This is a genomic window from Cytobacillus sp. C11.1 (assembly GCF_058145115.1).
Genome location: NZ_CM176935.1, coordinates 1475127 through 1493822, shown reverse-complemented (window position 1 = coordinate 1493822; position 18696 = coordinate 1475127). Strand labels below are relative to the sequence as shown.

Below are 18696 nucleotides of genomic sequence, written 5' to 3'. Positions count from 1 at the left end.
TCGAAATCTCTTAATTACACAATGAAAGAATACTTAACACCGATTTGTAAATAATAAAAATAATGGGGATCTCTAGGTTCCTTCCTATTATTTTTTTATCCCTTTGGTTTACGTAGAGACATTGCGAACTATACTCGTTTAAGATATCTTTTGATCTGTCTCATCTCCATCTATGCCCCCACCCTCTGTTTGTGCAACCCTTTTATTTTGCTTAATGGAAACAATAATTGAGAGTAAAGCAAAAACAAAAAATAACAAAGATAGCGGTCTAGTAAAGAATGTTAACCAGCTTGAGTCAAGCTCCAGGGCCCGAAATATTTGATTCTCAAGGTTATGTCCAAGTACTACCCCTAAAATTAAAGGGGTTAAAGGCACTTTAGCTTTCGATAGAAAATAGCCAATAAGCCCGAATCCAAAAAGGACCCAAATATCAAAAACAGTATTATTTAACGCAAACGCACCGACTGCACACAGCATCAGCACTATGGGAACCAATATAGCTTGTGGCACCAATGATATTTTGGCAAACACCCGGATTAATAAGAACTGCGCCGCAAGCATGATAACCGCACTTACAAGGAGACCTACATAAATAGCTCCTATAAGCACTGGATGCTCTGAGAACATTAACGGACCAGGTGTAATTCCGTGTAAAATTAACACACCCATCATAATAGCCATTACCAGATCACCAGGAATCCCCAAGGCAAGAGTTGGAATAAAGGCACCGCCCGCTACGGCATTATTGGCAGTTTCAGACGCAATAATTCCATCTGGAATACCCTTCCCATACTTCTCAGGATGTTTTGAAAACTTTTTGGATTGATCATAGCTCACAAAATTAGCAACAGATCCGCCTGTTCCTGGAAGAGCTCCAATAATACTTCCGATCATAGCTGAACGGAAAGTGTTCATTTTTTGCGACCATAGATCCTTTCCGATTTGGCGGTATGGTATATGAACATTCATATCTGGTTCTTTTGTATTCTTTTCTTTATCTTTATTTAGTTTCTGAACATTATCCATCAGCTGTGCAAAAGCAAAAATCCCAATCATAACAGGAAGCATTTCAAAACCTGCAGAAAACTCATTGATCCCAAAGTCGAAACGTAAATTTCCGCTGCGGTCAAGTCCAATGGTTGCAATAAATAACCCGAATCCTGCCGCAATTAACCCTTTGATCATAGCTCCGTTTGAAAGGCTCGCAACCAGTGTAAGGGTAAAAACTATCATTGCTGTAATTTCCCAAGGACGAAAGTTAAGACTAAACTTTGCAATTAAAGGACCGAATATTACCAGTACACCTACACTAATGATGGTTCCAATAAAAGATGCAAGCACACCAACTCCCAAAGCCCGTCCAGGTTCTCCTTTTTGAGCCATTGGATAACCATCATAAACCGTTGTAATTGATGAAGGCGTTCCCGGAATACCAAGCATAACACCTGAGATTAAGCCCCCAGAGTAGCCCCCAACAAAGATCCCGATCATAAGGGATAAACCATTAATAGGATCCATCGCAAACGTAAATGGAAAAGCAACCAAAATGGCCATCGTGATAGTAAATCCAGGGATACAGCCTCCAATAATTCCAAAAATGACACCGATTGTAATTAACACTAAGGTCCAAAGATTCAATACTTCACCTAGCGCTTGAATAAAAAACTCACCCATAATTTACCCCCTTCCCATTTATGGCAGCCATACATTTAATCCATAGTTAAAAATGGCAAATACCGACAATGTTGTTATTACAGTCACCGAAACATTTAACAGTAATTTCTTTTTCCTTTTAACACCCATTAGAATAGCCTGTGAGATAAAAAGATAAAGAGCGGTAGCAATAATAAAACCTGCTAAAGGAAGAATAAAAACGTAAACAAAAAATGCGATAAACAAAAAAATAATTTTATTGTATTCGTTCCAGAAAGATTTAAGATCTCTTTTACTCGACGTACTTGGTTTTTTATTTCTAAATGAATTAATAAATAGCAGCACAGCTAGAGCGCCCATTATTGCAAGCAAAATTCTAGGATAAAAAGCAGAGCCGTATACTTGCCAGCTAGACTTTTCCGCAATCTGCATTGATTCTACATACATTATGACGATAAAAATTCCTACTGCTAAAGCAAGAGAACGATCCTTTGTCATTTCTATCACCCCTCATTCAATGTCGTACGATTACTGTGTACGATATGGAACTAAGATGAGTTCAAGATTTAATTCATTATATTTATTTGAACTCATCATTACTCCCATCTCGCAAAATGATTAAATATATCTATTACTTTTTAAAATCAAGTCCTTCTGCAATTTCTTTTAGTTTAGATTCTTGCTTATCAAGAAAATCCTTGTATTCTGTATGTGGAATAAAACTTGTAATAGATCCTAACTCATTATTAATTTTATTTTTGACTTCTTCACTTTCAAGAGCCTTTTTAAAAGCTTCCTCAATGATGACAATATGCTCTTCTGGAGTTCCTTTCGGCGCAAAAATTCCACGGTTTGTAGCATTTTCAATGTTAATTCCCTGTTCGATGAGAGTAGAAGTATCAGGCAATAAGTCAAGTCTTTCATTATGTGCTATACCAGCAGGAATAAGAGACCCATCCTCATAGAATCCTTTTCCGGATGGGATATTTAACATAGAGAAATCTACTTCGTGTGCATATAAAGCTGCAACTTCATCTCCTGTTCCCGGATAACCAACAAAGCGGATCTCATCAGTAGAAATTCCGGTTTCAGCCAAAAATTGCGCCATAAAAAAATGACTGGTTGAACCCGGTATCATACTTATCTTCGCTTTTCCCGGGTTTGCTTTCACATATTCAACAAACTCTGCTGCGGTTTTGATACCCGACTTTGAATTGGTAGAAGGGATGTTAATCGTCTTTGTCAATAATGAAATCGGCTCAAAAGCGTCAAAGGAAAAATCAGAAGAGCCAGATAAGTGGGACGTGGCAATAGTGTCGTGACTTCCTAAGATTGTATATCCATCCGGTTTAGCATCTTTCACATGCCGAGCTCCGAGCGTCGCCCCTGCCCCTTCCATATTAACCGGAACAACAGGCTGCCCAAGATGCTTTTCAGCTTCTTTAGCAACTAAACGGAAAATGACATCTGTTGCCCCTCCCGGTCCATATGGAATAATAAGTTTAATTGGCTTTTTAGGAAAATCAGACTTGGCCGATTCAGTTGGTTTTTCACCTGTATTCGAATCCGCTTTAGTTGAAGTGCTATTCGATGATCCACAAGCTGCCAAACTAAAAACAAAGAATATTGCGACTATTAACACTAAAAATTTTTTCACTTTTAATTGCCCCCTTTTTTATAAATATTTAATAAAATTGCTAATCAACTAAAAAGAACATGTCACCAAAACAGAGATTTCTTTTTTCAAACGAGTAAATCACCCCCTGTATTTCTGATAAAAATGGCTGTAATTCCCTTACACTTGTTAACCAAAAAACCTTTTTTATATTTACTAAATATTAAAGATTACACCTTTCACTTAACAAGAGTAACAAGCTTGGCTCTCTTATCAATTATAGTTCCGAAAATTTTAAATATTCCATTCTATTTTATTTTAGATAGAGTAATACTTATTGATGTTTAACATCCATTAAGATAACTCCATATATATTGAAAATTTACAATTAAAACCTTACATTCATTTAAACTGAAGATTACCTGCAAAAAAAATACCTCAATCCAGTTTGGAGAGGCATTAAAAGACATTATTTACTACTCTTATAAGCAGTATAATAAAGAGCTTTTCTTATCTGAGAAAGAAGGATAGAGAATACAATCCCTACTAATAACCCCCAAAAAATATCCAACATTAATGTTGATATAAACGTTGCGAGAAAAATAAACAGCTCACCAGGTGGATGATTAAGGGAACATTGCTTGAATTTCACAAGGCTTGAAACAGCAACCATAATAATAGCAGCCAGCGATGCCTTCGGTAAAAAATAAAAAAGTGGTGTCAAATAGAGAAGTGAAATTACAATAAAAGAAGCAGTCAGAAGGAGTGCAAGCCTGCTTTTGGCGCCTGACTGATAATTGACCGCTGTTCTTGAAAGCGCTCCCGCTACTGGTATTGATCCAATAAATGAACTAGCAATGTTTGCGAGTCCCAATCCAAGTAACTCTTTGTTTGTGTTAATCGGTTCTTTTTCTCTATTATTAAATGATTTAACAACTGCATAGGATTCGAGAAAGGAGATGAGTGCGATGATAAGAGCAGTAGGAAACAATAGCTGAATAGTATAAAGTGACGGTAAATTAATCTTTAGTTTCGGCAACCCCTTTGGTATTTCTCCAACGATGTCCACACCCATTTTGTGCAAATCAAAAACACCGACTAAAAAAATAGAAACAAGAACAACAAGTAGTGGGCCGGGTGATCGGGGAGTGCACTTCTTTAAAAGGACCAATATAAAAAAACTTACTAAACCTATTGTCAGGGTGTAAGGGTTTACTTGCGGAAGTTTAACTATCACTTCCATTACATATTGGAAAAAATTTTGATACTCAGGCAGTGAAATTCCCAGTAATGACTTAAGTTGATTTACAATTATAATAATGGCTGCAGCAGATATAAATCCATTAATAACGCTAGGTGATATAAAATCAAAAAAGTCCCCCACTTTAAACAAACTCATTATTAAATGAATAGATCCAACCATTAATCCAAGCAATATAATCAGTTTTACAAAATGAGCAGAGCCCGGCTCAGTGAAGCCGGAAATACCAGAAAAAGCTATAAGGGAAACAATAGAAACAGGTCCAACCGATAAAAACTTAGAACTTCCAAATAGTGTATATACTATAAGCGGAAGAGTCCCGGCATACAATCCTAATTGAACCGGTACACCTGCAATAATTGCGTAAGCCATACTTTGAGGGATAAATAAAACCGCTACAATAATACCTGCAGATAAATCGCCAGATAAATAAGACTTCGTGTAATTAACACACTTTTTCAATTCTGGGATTGCTCTAATAAATATCTAACCTCCATTCATTACATTGTGTACAAGCAACATATCGTCTTATTTGTATGAATTCTTCCGAATAAAAATGTTTATTTTTCAATACTTAATATTTTTGGGTTATTTTTTTGAGGTTATTTCAGCTTTAAAGCCTTAAGCGCATTCGAGAATTTTATTAAAAAAGGAAACTGAAAATAGAAAGACCCGATTCAGGTGGAGGCTAGTCTACTATAAAGGAAGGTGGTGTTAATGTTTGACTGTTTTCGCAAAGTTTGTTGCTTACAAACTAGTTTTAATTACTGAGTTGATTGGAGTGGAAGGCACTTGACTCCTGCGGGAAGAGAGGGAGCGGGAGACCCCGCAGGTGTGAAACACCGAGGAGGCTCCCGTTCCTCCCGCGGAAAGCAAGTGACTGGAGCGGAAATCAACGGACAAGCTTTATAGTCCAAAAACAACAATCTATACGAAAAGAGCCTAATATTTTTAATCTTGATGAATTAAAGAGGACTAAAAATTTCTAAGATTGACCGATGAGGAAGCAGCAGCCCCGGCTTACGGATTCTGAATTTTTATAATTTTAAACCACTTCTACTCTTAAAGCGCCTTAATAAAATATGGCTCTCTACTCTGGTAATCCCTTCTAACCCATATAACTCCTTATTAATAAAGGATTCCAGGCTTGGAAAGTCATTTACCAGAACATGCATATGCAGGGTACTCGGTCCTGTCATTTGATAACAGCTGGCAACTTGTGGATTATTCGCTAATGTCTCGGCGACTTTAACTAAATGTGCGGGCTCACAATCCACCTCGAAAAACGCAGAAACACTTTTACCTACTGAATCAGAATTTATGACAACACTAAATTTTTCAATGATTCCTTTTTGAATCATTTGATTCACGCGCTCCCTGACAGCAACACGGGAAATTCCTAGTTCTTTTCCAATGTCTACATAAGACATTCTTCCATTATCGGAAAGCAGCTCAAGAATTGTTTTATCAACCTGATCAATTTTCATCTTTTCACCACTCAAAACGAAATTATATAAACTCATTTTATTACTCTTGTAATACATCACAACGCTAATAGCTGCTCCTCAGGAAGCAGACATCCAGCCATCATTTTATCAATCAATCGTTTGATTGAAGATTATGTCCAAAATTATTACCTCATAATTTGAGTGTCTCTTTTCCCGCAGGTAATACGAGCTAAAGAGAATGTCTTTAAAAAATCTATTCACTTATTTCTAAACACTTTTTCTAGAACTTGGCCTCATTTTTTGGGCGTACCAGAAACCGGCTGTAAGTGAAAACGCATCTGCCACAATAAGTCCGAGTGTATCTGTATATCCTTTATAAACGGAAGCTGCAATAAGTCCTACTGTCAATACAAGGCCAACTACACGATTGTAGCTCACTCTTGTAAAAAGCAATACAAGCAGACCGGGAAGCAACAGGGCTAACAGGTATTTTAATGCCAATTGATTACACCTTCTTTTCAGATTTGTTCACAAAACGTTCAAGGTCATTGTCATAACAATAGAATAGCTTTTCAAGCCGTTATGTACAAGTCTTTTCTTATTTAATATGCGTTTCATTATAAGGGGTAAATCCGTCAGATCGGCACATAATAAGGAAAAAGAATTTCTGAAGGAGGAATGCAGCATGGCAAGAAGAAAGCGCCGGCCCCTTGTACCGGAGTCAAGGGCAGCACTGGACCAGCTGAAAAATCAAGTAATGGCAACCCAGGGATACCAGGTTGACCGGGAAAACCCTGATGGTGTGAAATATGAAGTAGCTGAAGAAGTTGGCGTGCCTTTGAAGCAAGGGTATAATGGCCGTTTGACTTCCAAACAGGCTGGAACTGTTGGCGGGAAAATTGGCGGTAACATGGTGAAGGAGCTTGTACTCTTGGCGCAGGAGCGGATGAAGGAAAAGTAAGATCATGTGGAATGTTTTTATTAACGCTGTTTTCGCAAAGTTTATGGCTTACAAACTAGTTTTAATTACTGAGTTGATTGGAGTGGAAGGCACTTGACTCCTGCGGGAAGAGAGGGAGCGGGAGACCCCGCAGGCGTGAAACGCCGAGGAGGCTCCCGTTCCTCCCCGCGGAAAGCAAGTGACTGGAGCGGAAATCAACGGGCAAGCTTTATAGTCCAAAAACAACAATCTATACGAAAAGAGCCATTAGAAAAGATTCCTTATTAAAACGAAACCAGGATTTATATACGTTAAATAGAAGAGCTATCCCCCCCTCCAGGATAGCTCTTCTATTTCGCAGCGACTGCCCCATTTTCAGCATGGCTTTCTTTTGCATGAATAACCAGGACTCCTATTAGTGCGACCACACCGCCAGCAATCGAAAGTACAGCCGGGACTTCCCCAAGCCATAGCCAGGCAATGACAAATGCCAGAGCAGGTGTGAGATACAATGAGCTTGTAGCTTCAGAAGCCCCTCCCTTTGAAGTGAGAAATGCCAGAGCAATATAAGGAATGACCGTTGGAAAAAGCCCCAGATAGATGGCGCTTAATGTAGATTCAGTTGAAGCTTGGAGAATTTCCCCTCCCAGTCCCGGAAGATAAATCAGCATAAGGATTGTTCCTGCCCAAATGGTATAAGCTGTAAAGGCCAGGAATCCGTATTTTTTAAAGTATTTCGTCTGCAATACGAAATAGACACTTTCTGAAACGGAAGCAAGCAGGACAAACAAAATTCCTATTTGGATTTCAAAACCATCCCCTGTGCCCATTGAAATAAGGGCTACGCCAGCAAAGCTGATGGCGGAACCCAGCCACCTAACCCATCCAAAACGCTCGCCTAAAAATAGCGCCGCCAAGGCGGCAGAAAAGACCGGGGTCAACGATACGATTAAACTGGCCGGTCCGGCGCTGACTGTTTGTTCCCCTATATTAAGAGCTGTATGGTAAACAGTAAAACCAAGAAATCCGAGTATGAAAATAGCAGGAAGATCTCTAACATCAGGCAGGCGCATTCTTGTCACAAAAGCAAATACTGCCAAAGCTGCCGAGCCAATCAGGAGCCTTAACAGGGCAAGATGCTCCGGCGAGTATGATTGCATCCCTGCCCGGATCCCCGGGAACGCAGAAGCCCAAAGCAATATAATGGAGCAGTGTGCCCCGATAATTAGTAGCTTTTTAGCATTCACGTCCATTCCCCCTTCCTAAATTACCAGCCATTGATTGTGTTGCTTTTCATGATAGTCAATAACTGCTACAATGTCTTCAACCAATATGGAATGAATTTTACCAGCCAATTTTAATAAAGGCGGTTATAGAGATGAATGCAGAGCATATGCCTAAATACCAGCAAATTGTCGAGAGTATTAAAGACAAGATCTCCAACGGCGAGTGGCCAATTGGAAGCAAAATTCCGAGCCAGCGTAAGCTTGCAGAAGAGTTTGGTGTAAATAGAAGTACCATTATTACAGCGCTTGAAGAGCTTGCTGCAGACGGGTTAATAGAAGGGAAAACTGGCGTTGGCACAAGAGTCATCAATAATACCTGGACTCTGCTTGCCGCCAGACAGCCGACCAATTGGAATGAGTATGTTCACACAGGTGTTCATAAGCCAAGTGAGCAAATCGTCCAGGAAATTAACGACACTGAATCTGACCTAAACTTTATCCAGCTGAGCAAAGGGGAATTGTCACCGGAGATCTTTCCGGTTGAAACCATGAAAAAGGTACTTAAAGAAACTGCAGAAGAATTAGGTGTGCTGGGCTATGAGGAACCAAAGGGGTATCTGCCATTGCGGCAGGCGGTCAGTGATTATTTGGCAACAGCGGGAATCAGTATTTCCCCTTCTTCCATTCTCATTGTTTCCGGAGGCTTGCAGGCCCTGCAGCTTGTCTCGTTAGGCCTTTTGCAAAAAGGATCGCCTGTTTTTCTCGAAAAGCCTTCCTACTTATACTCTCTTCAGCTTTTCCGTTCAGCCGGCATGGACTTAAAAGGGCTGCCAATGGATAACGAGGGTGTTTTGCCGGAGAGTATTTCCCTTAAGAAATATGAAAAAGGGAAATCAATTCTTTATACGATACCCTGCTATCACAATCCTACCGGCATTCTAATGTCTGAGAAAAGGCGGCAGGAGCTGCTTCAAGCCTGCGGGAGTGAACAGCTTCCAATCGTTGAGGATGATATTTATCGCGAGCTTTGGCTTGATAAGCCGCCTCCTCTCCCTCTGAAAGCGATGGACAAAAATGGTCAGGTGCTATATATGGGTAGCTTATCGAAAACTCTAAGCCCAGGACTGCGGATCGGCTGGGTAGCAGCTCCTGAACCCGTTATTGACCGTTTAGCCGATTTAAAAATGCAAACCGACTACGGATCGAGTTCCCTTTCGCAAAGGGTTGCTGCCAAATGGCTGTCGAGCGGTCTTTATCAGAAGCATATGGAAGCAGTTCGAAAGCAGTTGAGAAACCGGCGCGGGGCAGCCCTGGAAGCAATGGACACTCACTTATCCGGTCTGGCGGAATGGAACTGTCCTGAAGGCGGGTTTTTCATCTGGCTCAAGGTTCCGTCGGATATTCCGATCCGAACATTGTACGGACAGACTTTTTCAAAAAAAGTATTGATTAATCCTGGAAGCATATACAGTGATGGACCTAACCGCTACATACGGATTTCCTTTGCGTATGCTCCTTTGGAGGAACTGAAAGAAGGCATTCGTATATTAGGAGAGCAGATTAGAAAATTTCTATGAAAAAGGTACCTAATCCGGTATCTTTTTTTATTTTTACGAGCTAATAAGGTGAAATTTATCCTATATGTCAAACAGAATAAGTCATGTATAATAATGGAAAAGTGCCAATTTTCAAAAAGGAGGGATGAAAAAATGATCATGACCCAAAACCACGCTGATCTGTTCGCCGATAAGGTAGAAGCGAGGAATTTGCAGCTGGCCATTCAGCACTCAAGCGATATTATTTCGCGCGTTACAAAAGAGGGAATTGCTTTATATGTCTCTCCCTCCTGTTTGCCGATGCTTGGCTATACCCAGCAGGAGTTTTATAAAAGCAGCCTTTATACATATTGCCACCCAAGTGACCGGGATCTTTTGCGGGAGGCATTTGCTGAGCTCGATTTACTCCCCCATAAACGGGTAACCTTTCGCTTCAGGCATCATGAGGGCCATTATTTATGGCTGGAAGCGAATTTTTCCGTTATTAATGAAGATAAGGAAATGATGTGCATTATCAGAGATATGACACAGCGAATTATCATGGAAGAGGAGATTCTTGAAACACAGGAAAAGTACCGTTTTCTTGTTGAGTATTCTAAAGATACGATTGGAATGGTAACGCAAAAAGGCATTTGGACTTATATCAATAATGAAGGGAAGAAGCTCTTTGGATTCACCAGCATCAAAGAAATGATCGGCACCTCCCTCCACGACTATACTCCCCCTTCCGAACATTCCACCCTGGATGACTTTTTACTTACAAAACAAAGTGTGAATTTCGAGCTGAACTTGATCCGGACAGATAGTCAAACGAGAAAGGCCGAAGTCCAGCTGATTCCGACCACTTTTAAAAATAGAAAGGTTTACCAGATTATTATTAAGGACGTGACAGGCCAGAAGAAGACAGAAGAAAAGCTGCAAAATGCAGAAAAGCTTTCGGTTGTAGGCCAGCTGGCTGCTGGTATCGCTCATGAAATCCGTAATCCGCTCACAGCGATAAAAGGGTTTACACAGCTTTTAAATGAAGAAAGACAAGGCGATTTTGCAGATGTCATCCTCAATGAACTGGAACGAATTGAAGATATCGTAAATGATTTGCTTGTTCTCGCCAAACCGCAAATTACCGAAATGGAAGAAACGAACCTGATTACAGTCGTGAAAAGTGTCATTACGCTTCTAAATAGCCAGGCGGTTATGGGAAACATTATGATAGAATTCACGCAAACACAGTGCAGCTTCAATGTGAAATGCGAGAAGGATAAAATTAAACAGGTTCTCATTAATGTGATCAAGAACTCGATTGAAGCGATGCCTATGGGCGGAAAAATTAACGTTGATATCCGGCAGGACAACAACTTTGTCATCATCAGCGTTGAAGATGAAGGCATCGGAATTCCCGAAGAGCGCCTTGCAAAATTGGGTGAGCCTTTTTACAGTACAAAGGAAAAAGGGACAGGCCTCGGCATTATGATATGTAAAAAGATTATAAAAAACCATGGCGGAAACCTTTATATTCACAGCAAGGAAAATGAAGGCACAACGGTGAGGATTACGCTGCCGCTTGTATGATAGCCATGAAAATAGAAGCCAGAGCTACTCTGGCTTCTTAGTATTGGATCGTAAATTCCTGCTCTTCCTGACTGTCGCCAACATGCACCCGTTCTTTGTAAAAAATTTCGTCCTCTGACATCAGCATGACCGTTGAGCTTCTTGTTCCATACCCTTCGCTTTTAATAAACATCGGCGACAGGATGCGTTCCCACTCAAGGGAAACGCCTGTTTTGGGAAGAAATTCGTCAGGTGCAGGATCAGCATGTTGCAGAAGGGTAAATAGTTCTTCAGTTAAGCTGTTATCGGAGGTTTCCATTCGGTCAGCAAGACCCTCCTTCCCTCTTTTCACCTTTGGCCACTCGGTATTTAGCACATGATTGCTGACTCCGTATATCCCCGGCTCCAGCTTCTCCATTTGGTTTTCAACATTTGAGTAATAGTAAAGCTCATCCCCGCTGCCGGCAAGCAGATTATAGCCGGGGTACTGCTCGCGGTTACCTGCTGCTTTTTTCATAAATTCCTCAGGCTTGCCATTGCTTTTTAAAAATCCGGCCACAAGCTCTCCTCTTGACCGCTTCCCATCTGTTACTTCTTTTGGATCACGGTAATTAGTCAAGGCAGCGAACCTTCCATCCTTCGCCACTCCCATCCAGGTGCCCATTTTGCTCAAGTCCCGTCCGGCCAGGATATTCGGATGATCTTCCCAGAAATGTGCCGGGGCAGTTGGCCGCTCGTAGAACTCATCCCGATTAGCTGCAACCACAAGCTTATACTTTGGATGCACCTTGTATGCAAATAGAATTAAACACATGAACGATCACTGCTTTCGATTGTTTTATTGCTTTTATTGTACCTTTTGGGAAGGGAAGAGTAAAAAGGCGCGGTTGATTAAGGAACCTGTACAAAGCATAAATTTTTCTCTTCATTGAAAAAGCCCCTTTTCAGAAATCAAAAAGGAGCTTCCAAATTTTCTTTAAGTAACAGCCTCTTCCTTAGCCGTTTTCCTGGCTCTTAAAAACCGGACTGTATTTAGAACAATCGTTTTGGTAACAGCATAGGTAGGGATCGCTAAGATCATGCCGAGAATTCCGGCCAGATTGCCCGCGACCAGCAGCAGAATAATAATGGTAGCCGGATGTGTGTTCAAGGTTTTCCCCAGAATAAGCGGGGAAAGCACATTCCCTTCAATCTGCTGTGCAATAACAATGACCACCACAACGAGCAAGGCTTTTGTCGGGGAGTCGAAAAGGGCAACAATGACTGCAGGAGCTCCACCGAGAAACGGCCCGACATACGGAATAATATTGGTAATCGACACAATGAGCGCCATAACGAGCGCATACGGCAGGTCAATGATTAAGTAGCCGATGAACGATAATGTTCCGACAAACAAGGCGACTGTAATCTGTCCCTGGATGTAGGAAGATAGCGTCTCTGCTGTCTCCTTTAAAGTCTTAACACCTTCTGCCCGATAAGAAGTGGGGATAAATTTTGAAACAGCCGCAGGGAACTTATCACCGTCTTTAAACATGTAAAACAGCAGGAACGGCACGGTTACAATGGTGATTGCAATATTTGTAACCAAGCTGACAATTCCGGCAACCCCTTCCGTTACACGGCTTGGCAGCGTATTGGCATATTCCATGATCCTTGCTTCAATTTCTTCAATTGATATGTAATCCTGTGCCATAAACCACTTAAACTGTTCAGAGTCCGCCATCGAATTAATGAATTCACGGGTTGTACGGGCATATCCTGGCAGATCATTGAATAACTCGGTCACCTGCCTGCTAATAAGCGGAGCCAGATTTCCAATCACGAGGACTACAAGCCCAATCACCGCTGCATATATGATCAAAATGGCAGCCGTCCTTGGAACCTTGTACCGCTGAAGCAATTTCACAAGCGGATTTAATAAGAAATACAGAAATCCTGAAATAATGATCGGAAAAAATAATGTTGATACAAAAATGCCGACCGGTTCAAACAGGAAGGAAATTTTTGTTGATACATAGATGATTGTTAAAATAATCAGCAATTGCAAAGTCCAGTACTGCAGTTTTTTCTTTGCCACAATGTCACCTTTTTTCCTTGTTTGGATAAGTAAAGAATACCATATTAAGGTTAAATTCTACTATTATGAAGTTGGTTTCTATATGTCCTATACGAACAGCTTTTCTAAAAGGTTTCAGAAATAGACTAAAAAAGGGGCATTCCTATTTAAAAGGAATGCTCCTTCCTTGCTTATGATCGAGCTGTATACATATGAGTATTTAAGGAACGGTTATCCGTAAAGGTTGTCTGCACTCTTTCGCGCTGTTCTTCGTCAACCTCGACCAGTAAGAGGATATGGCCTTCTTTCACAAACTTTTCATACTCTTTCGCGTCATTTTCCGGTATGCCCGCTCCTGTCAGTGCACCGATGATGCCGCCGCCCGTAGCGCCGATAGCAGCTCCGCTTAATGTTGTCGCAATCGGTCCTGCTGCCGCCAGAATACCAATTCCGGGAATGCTAAGCAAACCAATCTCAGCAATCAGGCCGGCAATTCCGCCTAAAACGCCGCCCGTACCTGCTCCGATTCCTGCACCTTTTCCGGCATTGGCTCCGCGATGGGATCCTTCGTCCATCACATCCACATCTGTGCGCTCCTCGATTTCTTCCAATTCGTCGTCATTTTTAGCTAATACAGAAATATCATGAGGGTTAAATCCGCTCTCTTTTAATCTCTCAATCGCACGTACGGCTTCTTCAGAATCTCTAAATACTCCACCTACAATTGTTTTTTCCATTGTTAATTCCTCCTTTGCTAAGATCAATAGGAGTACGATTTTTGCTACATATAATCCATACCCGGCGTAAATCCCCCTAAACATGTCTATGTTTTTACAAAAAAAAAATCTCCTAACTATGGAGATTTTTAATTAATGCTAATTAGAGTTTTAAATTTCAGATTAAATTTAAATAAAACTAAGAGATAACTCTGCAGCTCTTAAAAATATTACCTAGTTGAATGTTAATAAAACGTGATACCTTTGCTTCCATGCATTCCTTTCTAACACCAGCAATCCTCGCCCTCACATACTGCGAAATCTTTGTACCGGAACAAAGTAGCCGAGTCTGCCTGTTCCAAGCCTGGTTCACTTGGGTTAAAGATGCTTCCCCCCACAACTGAGATTTCGAGGAGTCCGCAAACCGGTTCACCTGAGCGATCACTGATCTTAAAGTCACCTTTTGCAGATATGCGATAAACAGCATTTCTCTCATCTTTTCCCAAAAGGCAGGCTTCCGGAATATCTCTTTCAATTCTTGTGCATGTATGTGGCTTTAGCTCAAATGTGCCAAGGTTGTAATCCTTTTCAGGTATGTTCTTAAATACCCTTAGACCATCCTGTTGGATCATTGGTGCCTGCGGCTGGAGACAGACTCCCAGTTTCACTGACGCTCGTAATCTTTTAGACGTTGGGTTTTTTAAAATAATGATGATCCTGTCATTATCCCTTCCAACCTGATACTCACAATCTGTTTCCAAGGGAATAAGAAAGGGACCCGTTGTGATTTCCGGCATCTGAAAATCATTATGTTTTTTATTGCTCAGCATTTTAAATCGCTCCTTTAACTTTTTGCCGTAAGAGACATACATTAAATTAGGCTCTTTTCGTATAGATTGTTGTTTTTGGGCTATAAAGCTTGCCCGTTGATTTCCGCTCCAGTCACTTGCTTTCCGCGGGGAGGAACGGGAGCGTCCTCGGCGTTTCACGCCTGTGGGGTCTCCCGCTCCCTCTCTTCCCGCAGGAGTCAAGTGCCTTCCACTCCAATCAACTCAGTAATTAAAACTAGTTTGTAAGCAACAAACTTTGCAAAAACAGCCTTAAATTAACAATGGAGAATTTCTATCGGATAAACATGTCCTTGTTATATTTAATGCATCATAAGCGCTAATTGAGCAGGCGAAATAATAGTCTATTTCATTATTTTTCAGAAAAAAGTTAGGTGAAAGGAGCATTTATGAGAATCGGAATCAATCTTTTGAACCTTTCTGAGGAGCGGTTTGGGGGAGTCGAGCAATATATATCTAATTTAGTAAGATTTCTGGCGGTAAGCGAGGAAGAAATAAGGCTATTTTTATTTCTAAGAAATCCCTTTAGAGACCTATTTCCTGATTCCAGCGCCAAGATAAAAAAGGTGTTATTTAAAAGATTAAGAGATGTATCCGACATCCATAAAGCGATCCATGAAAATCAATTGGATGTTTGGTTTTGTCCTTTGCATAGATCCTATCTTTCTAATATCAGGATTCCAGTTGTTGCTGTCATCCATGATGTCCTCCATACATCCTATCCCGATTTTGTCTCAGGCGATCTGGAATGGAATAATCAATATTATCAGAAATACGCCCCAAACTTTGATGCAATTATTACTGTTTCATTTTTTTCAAAGGAGGCCATTGTCCGGAACCTGGGAATTCCGGAAGAAAAGATACATGTGATCTATGAAGATGCCCCATCCGTTTTTAGTTCACCGCCTGATCTAAAGATGAAGGATGCAGTCCGTGAAAAATACAGATTACCCGATGCTTATGCATTTTATCCGGCTAGCTATAACCCTCATAAAAACCACCACAACCTATTAAATGCCTTCCTTCTTCTAAAGAAAAAATACAATATGCCGCTCTCTCTTGTTCTCACAGGATATTTTTATAAAGGAAATAATGTTTATGAGGAAGTACTGCAATTCATTAAGAAAAATAAGCTAGAAGCCTTTGTTAAACTTCTTGGTTATATTCCTGCCAAAGAGATGCCATACCTTTATTACAATTCAAGCTTTATTGTTTTTCCTTCTCTTTATGAGGGATTTGGCATACCGCTTGTGGAGGCGATGAAAACCGGTACTCCTATTGTTTGCTCGGATCGAGGCAGCATCCCGGAGATTACCGGAGGCGCTGCACTCATGTTTAATCCAGAAGATCCTGAGGAAATGGCTTTGCAAATGAGGCTGGTCATTGATAAAAGGCTGGAACTGATTAAAAAAGGGGCAGAAAGGGCCAAAACCTTTTCATGGAAAAAGAGTGCCCAAGATACCTTAGACGTCTTCCGAAGCGTTTTGTCACAGGGGAGGTCCTCATGAAAAGAATTCTGGTAGTAAACCATTTTCCTGTCGTAAATCCACCCATCAGCGGAGGTACCTTGAGATACTTTCACCTTTATAAAGAACTTAGCCGTTACTATGACATTACACTTCTTTCCCAAACCCATGGCAGGAAGGAAGGTCTCTTTCATTACACGCCCTCGTTCAGGGAATATAAGGTCAGGAAAGACTCATTATTTGATGAGGTCAGAAGGAAACTCCCAAGCAGCATCCCACTTTATGAACTCGGATTGATTGTGAATATGGAGCTGTCAAAGCATGACACCACGTTTAAAAAACAATTCGAACGCTTCTATGAAACCAGCAGCGATCTCATTATCCACGAATCTCCTTTTTTACTGGGGTACGATCGGTTCCTGGGCATTGATGGCAAACCCAGAATCTACAATAGCCATAATCATGAATACCATTTAGCAAGTCAGCTTTGGAAAGATGAAAATTCAAAGGTCTATCTGCCTGATGTTTTTAAGCTGGAACAGAAGCTGGGAGCAGGAGCCGATTTGATTTTTACTACGTCCGAAACGGAACGAAATAGCTTTATTGAAATCTATAAAGCTGCGCCATGTAAAGTAAAGCTTGCTCCTAATGGAATCCATCCAGGTGAATGGCTTCCCCCTAAAAAAAATGCCAATGAAAAACCAGTCGGGCTTTTCATCGGATCGGAGTATCCGCCTAATATTGATGCTGCCGGATTTATTGTAAATGAACTTGCCAATAAGTGTCCGAATCTTGATTTTGTTATTGCTGGGGGATGCAGCAATCCCTATTCAAAGATTAGTAAGGCAAATGTCCAATTGTTGGGCAGAATCCCCCACCAAAGCAAATTAAGACTCATAGCTTCATCGAATTTTGCGCTTAACCCTATGTTTACAGGGGCTGGCATTAACATAAAAACGCTTGAGTTTCTATCAGCCGGCCTGCCTCTCTTCTCGACCGCTTACGGGGTGCGCGGGTTAAACGTTGTTGCCGAAAAGCATTATATCCCTGCCGAAAAAAATGATTTTGCCGAAAAGATAAACCAATCTGTTCACAATGAAAAACGTTTAAGCCAAATTGCCTTATCGGGTCAGCAATACATTAATAAAAATTATTCGTGGCATTCGATAGCCAAAAACATGCAGAAGGATATTGCGGAAACACTTAATTTTTAGCAAGGGTCTTTTCAATCGCTGCTTTTAATAAGACACCAGCATGATCCCAGGAGCGCGAGAGCATGTCGATTCTGCCCTTAGCTCCTTTTTTCTGGCAAAGATGCGGATTTTCAAATGCCATTCTCATTTTCTTTTTTAAATCCCCGATATCCGCTTCTGCCCATAACTGCCCTTCTCCTTCAAATAAGTCCGAATACAATTTAGAAATGGCGTTTTCCTTGCCTTTCCCAGGATGACTAAGCTTATAATCAACTAAAAACGAATTTTCTTTGTTCAGGAAATCCATATGCCCTCCCCAGCTTACAGCAATTGCCGGAGTCCCGCTGGAAAGTGACTCCAAATAGGGGAGTCCCACGCCCTCTCCTCTTGAAGGAAGAACAAAAACATCACCAAGTGTATACAAACCCTTTAATTCCACTTCAGAAAAAATCCCGGACATGATATAAACAGGGGCTGTGTTTTCTTTAAAATCGTTTTTTCTTTTGTATTCAGAAATAGCACTTAAAATCTTTTTCCGGGAGTCCCCATATGTTTTAATGATCAGCAAGACCCGCTCCTTCTGGCTGAACTCTTCCCAATAGGCTTTTAAAAGGGCTTCAGGGTTTTTCCGATGCTGAAAATCAAATACTGATATGAAAACAAACCTGTCTTCCGCTTCTTTAATCGACAGTTTTGGAATGTTAGGATGAAAAGCTTCCGTATCTGCTCCATGGGGAATGAGGTGCGCGGGAACAGGCACACCGCTGTTCTGGATGGCCTTGATGTTTGCCGTACTGGGAACACAGACAGCATCAAATAAATGAATCATCGGGATCCATTGGCTTGGTATTTTATTTGTTTCCCAAACCGTATTCAGGATCATATGGTCGAAATCTTTCTTCTCCTCTCCCAGTGTGATGTTGCTTGGAGGAGAATGATAAATGAGTATTTTCGATTTATGATCTGCATAAGGTTTTTCAATCAAATGTGCCAGCCGCTCCCTTTTCTTCTGGTCACTGAACTTATAAGGAAAGTTCCAGGTGTAAGGCTCTATTTTGACATCTGCCCCTTGCCGGTCCAAGGCCAGTGCATACTCTCTGCTTGCTGTTCCATAACCGGTAGCATCCAGAACCGGCCCCCTCCAGACAACCTGATAATCGCCCATGATAT

General features: G+C 41.0%; 17 protein-coding genes. 5 read left to right on the top strand and 12 right to left on the bottom strand.

Features of this window, described 5'->3' with window-relative positions:
• Nucleotides 1–138 precede the first annotated feature (138 nt).
• The 6 genes from AC3ZVC_RS07325 to AC3ZVC_RS07300 all read right to left on the bottom strand — a co-directional run bounded on the left by AC3ZVC_RS07325 (nucleotide 139) and on the right by AC3ZVC_RS07300 (nucleotide 6478).
• The gene (locus AC3ZVC_RS07325) at nucleotides 139–1674 is read right to left on the bottom strand and encodes a tripartite tricarboxylate transporter permease (RefSeq protein WP_490067621.1); all 1536 of its coding nucleotides are present in this window, start codon (nucleotides 1672–1674) and stop codon (nucleotides 139–141) included.
• Nucleotides 1675–1692: 18 nt separating this feature from the next.
• Entirely contained in the window at nucleotides 1693–2151 is a 459-nt protein-coding gene (locus AC3ZVC_RS07320) for a tripartite tricarboxylate transporter TctB family protein (RefSeq protein WP_490067617.1), read from the bottom strand.
• Nucleotides 2152–2284: 133 nt separating this feature from the next.
• Complete coding sequence (locus AC3ZVC_RS07315) at nucleotides 2285–3310, bottom strand: Bug family tripartite tricarboxylate transporter substrate binding protein (protein ID WP_490067614.1); 1026 nt, start codon at nucleotides 3308–3310, stop codon at nucleotides 2285–2287.
• A 427-nt stretch (nucleotides 3311–3737) separates the two neighbouring features.
• Complete coding sequence (locus AC3ZVC_RS07310) at nucleotides 3738–4991, bottom strand: SulP family inorganic anion transporter (RefSeq protein ID WP_490067610.1); 1254 nt, start codon at nucleotides 4989–4991, stop codon at nucleotides 3738–3740.
• 575 nt (nucleotides 4992–5566) lie between these two features.
• Entirely contained in the window at nucleotides 5567–6016 is a 450-nt protein-coding gene (locus AC3ZVC_RS07305) for an Lrp/AsnC family transcriptional regulator (protein ID WP_490068857.1), read from the bottom strand.
• Nucleotides 6017–6244: 228 nt separating this feature from the next.
• The gene (locus AC3ZVC_RS07300; protein WP_490067607.1) at nucleotides 6245–6478 is read right to left on the bottom strand and encodes a DUF2198 family protein; all 234 of its coding nucleotides are present in this window, start codon (nucleotides 6476–6478) and stop codon (nucleotides 6245–6247) included.
• 184 nt (nucleotides 6479–6662) lie between these two features.
• Here AC3ZVC_RS07300 and AC3ZVC_RS07295 point away from each other — a divergent pair, with 184 nt between their 5' ends.
• Nucleotides 6663–6938, top strand: coding sequence for an alpha/beta-type small acid-soluble spore protein (locus tag AC3ZVC_RS07295; RefSeq protein WP_490067604.1), 276 nt, complete (start codon nucleotides 6663–6665; stop codon nucleotides 6936–6938).
• A gap of 329 nt (nucleotides 6939–7267) precedes the next feature.
• On the opposite strand, the gene AC3ZVC_RS07290 is transcribed toward AC3ZVC_RS07295, so the two are convergent.
• Complete coding sequence (locus tag AC3ZVC_RS07290) at nucleotides 7268–8164, bottom strand: DMT family transporter (protein WP_490067602.1); 897 nt, start codon at nucleotides 8162–8164, stop codon at nucleotides 7268–7270.
• A gap of 131 nt (nucleotides 8165–8295) precedes the next feature.
• Here AC3ZVC_RS07290 and pdxR point away from each other — a divergent pair, with 131 nt between their 5' ends.
• Nucleotides 8296–9720, top strand: a complete 1425-nt coding sequence (pdxR, locus tag AC3ZVC_RS07285) for a MocR-like pyridoxine biosynthesis transcription factor PdxR (RefSeq protein ID WP_490067600.1) — start codon at nucleotides 8296–8298, stop codon at nucleotides 9718–9720.
• 132 nt (nucleotides 9721–9852) lie between these two features.
• Nucleotides 9853–11268, top strand: a complete 1416-nt coding sequence (locus AC3ZVC_RS07280; RefSeq protein WP_490067596.1) for a PAS domain S-box protein — start codon at nucleotides 9853–9855, stop codon at nucleotides 11266–11268.
• A gap of 37 nt (nucleotides 11269–11305) precedes the next feature.
• Here AC3ZVC_RS07280 and AC3ZVC_RS07275 read toward each other — a convergent pair whose 3' ends face one another.
• From AC3ZVC_RS07275 to AC3ZVC_RS07260, 4 genes are all read right to left on the bottom strand, one after another.
• Nucleotides 11306–12061: an NRDE family protein gene (locus AC3ZVC_RS07275; RefSeq protein WP_490067591.1), complete on the bottom strand. Its 756-nt coding sequence runs from the start codon at nucleotides 12059–12061 to the stop codon at nucleotides 11306–11308.
• Between the two features lie 162 nt (nucleotides 12062–12223).
• On the bottom strand, nucleotides 12224–13324 hold the full coding sequence (locus AC3ZVC_RS07270; RefSeq protein ID WP_490067585.1) for an AI-2E family transporter: 1101 nt from the start codon (nucleotides 13322–13324) through the stop codon (nucleotides 12224–12226).
• Between the two features lie 170 nt (nucleotides 13325–13494).
• Nucleotides 13495–14040 (bottom strand): general stress protein, encoded by a 546-nt coding sequence (locus AC3ZVC_RS07265; protein WP_490067582.1) that lies wholly within the window; start codon nucleotides 14038–14040, stop codon nucleotides 13495–13497.
• A 263-nt stretch (nucleotides 14041–14303) separates the two neighbouring features.
• Nucleotides 14304–14849 carry a hypothetical protein gene (locus AC3ZVC_RS07260; RefSeq protein WP_490067579.1) on the bottom strand — a complete coding sequence of 182 codons (546 nt, stop codon included), beginning with the start codon at nucleotides 14847–14849 and terminating at the stop codon, nucleotides 14304–14306.
• Nucleotides 14850–15256: 407 nt separating this feature from the next.
• On the opposite strand from AC3ZVC_RS07260, the gene AC3ZVC_RS07255 reads away from it, so the two are divergent.
• Together AC3ZVC_RS07255 and AC3ZVC_RS07250 are read left to right on the top strand one after the other, a co-directional pair.
• Entirely contained in the window at nucleotides 15257–16375 is a 1119-nt protein-coding gene (locus AC3ZVC_RS07255; RefSeq protein ID WP_490067575.1) for a glycosyltransferase family 4 protein, read from the top strand.
• Entirely contained in the window at nucleotides 16372–17547 is a 1176-nt protein-coding gene (locus tag AC3ZVC_RS07250; RefSeq protein ID WP_490067573.1) for a glycosyltransferase family 4 protein, read from the top strand. Before AC3ZVC_RS07255 ends, AC3ZVC_RS07250 begins: the two co-directional genes overlap by 4 nt.
• On the opposite strand, the gene AC3ZVC_RS07245 is transcribed toward AC3ZVC_RS07250, so the two are convergent.
• Nucleotides 17537–18691, bottom strand: a complete 1155-nt coding sequence (locus AC3ZVC_RS07245; RefSeq protein ID WP_490067571.1) for a glycosyltransferase — start codon at nucleotides 18689–18691, stop codon at nucleotides 17537–17539. The genes AC3ZVC_RS07250 and AC3ZVC_RS07245 overlap by 11 nt on opposite strands.
• Nucleotides 18692–18696 lie beyond the last annotated feature (5 nt).

What these genes read in the sequence shown, in the direction of transcription:
- pdxR (WP_490067600.1), top strand. Translation starts at nt 8,296, where the DNA reads ATGAATGCAGAGCATATGCCTAAATACCAGCAAATTGTCGAGAGTATT.
- AC3ZVC_RS07320 (WP_490067617.1), bottom strand. Translation starts at nt 2,151, where the DNA reads ATGACAAAGGATCGTTCTCTTGCTTTAGCAGTAGGAATTTTTATCGTC.
- AC3ZVC_RS07255 (WP_490067575.1), top strand. Translation starts at nt 15,257, where the DNA reads ATGAGAATCGGAATCAATCTTTTGAACCTTTCTGAGGAGCGGTTTGGG.
- AC3ZVC_RS07275 (WP_490067591.1), bottom strand. Translation starts at nt 12,061, where the DNA reads ATGTGTTTAATTCTATTTGCATACAAGGTGCATCCAAAGTATAAGCTT.
- AC3ZVC_RS07260 (WP_490067579.1), bottom strand. Translation starts at nt 14,849, where the DNA reads ATGCTGAGCAATAAAAAACATAATGATTTTCAGATGCCGGAAATCACA.
- AC3ZVC_RS07325 (WP_490067621.1), bottom strand. Translation starts at nt 1,674, where the DNA reads ATGGGTGAGTTTTTTATTCAAGCGCTAGGTGAAGTATTGAATCTTTGG.
- AC3ZVC_RS07280 (WP_490067596.1), top strand. Translation starts at nt 9,853, where the DNA reads ATGATCATGACCCAAAACCACGCTGATCTGTTCGCCGATAAGGTAGAA.
- AC3ZVC_RS07250 (WP_490067573.1), top strand. Translation starts at nt 16,372, where the DNA reads ATGAAAAGAATTCTGGTAGTAAACCATTTTCCTGTCGTAAATCCACCC.
- AC3ZVC_RS07295 (WP_490067604.1), top strand. Translation starts at nt 6,663, where the DNA reads ATGGCAAGAAGAAAGCGCCGGCCCCTTGTACCGGAGTCAAGGGCAGCA.
- AC3ZVC_RS07305 (WP_490068857.1), bottom strand. Translation starts at nt 6,016, where the DNA reads ATGAAAATTGATCAGGTTGATAAAACAATTCTTGAGCTGCTTTCCGAT.
- AC3ZVC_RS07265 (WP_490067582.1), bottom strand. Translation starts at nt 14,040, where the DNA reads ATGGAAAAAACAATTGTAGGTGGAGTATTTAGAGATTCTGAAGAAGCC.
- AC3ZVC_RS07245 (WP_490067571.1), bottom strand. Translation starts at nt 18,691, where the DNA reads ATGGGCGATTATCAGGTTGTCTGGAGGGGGCCGGTTCTGGATGCTACC.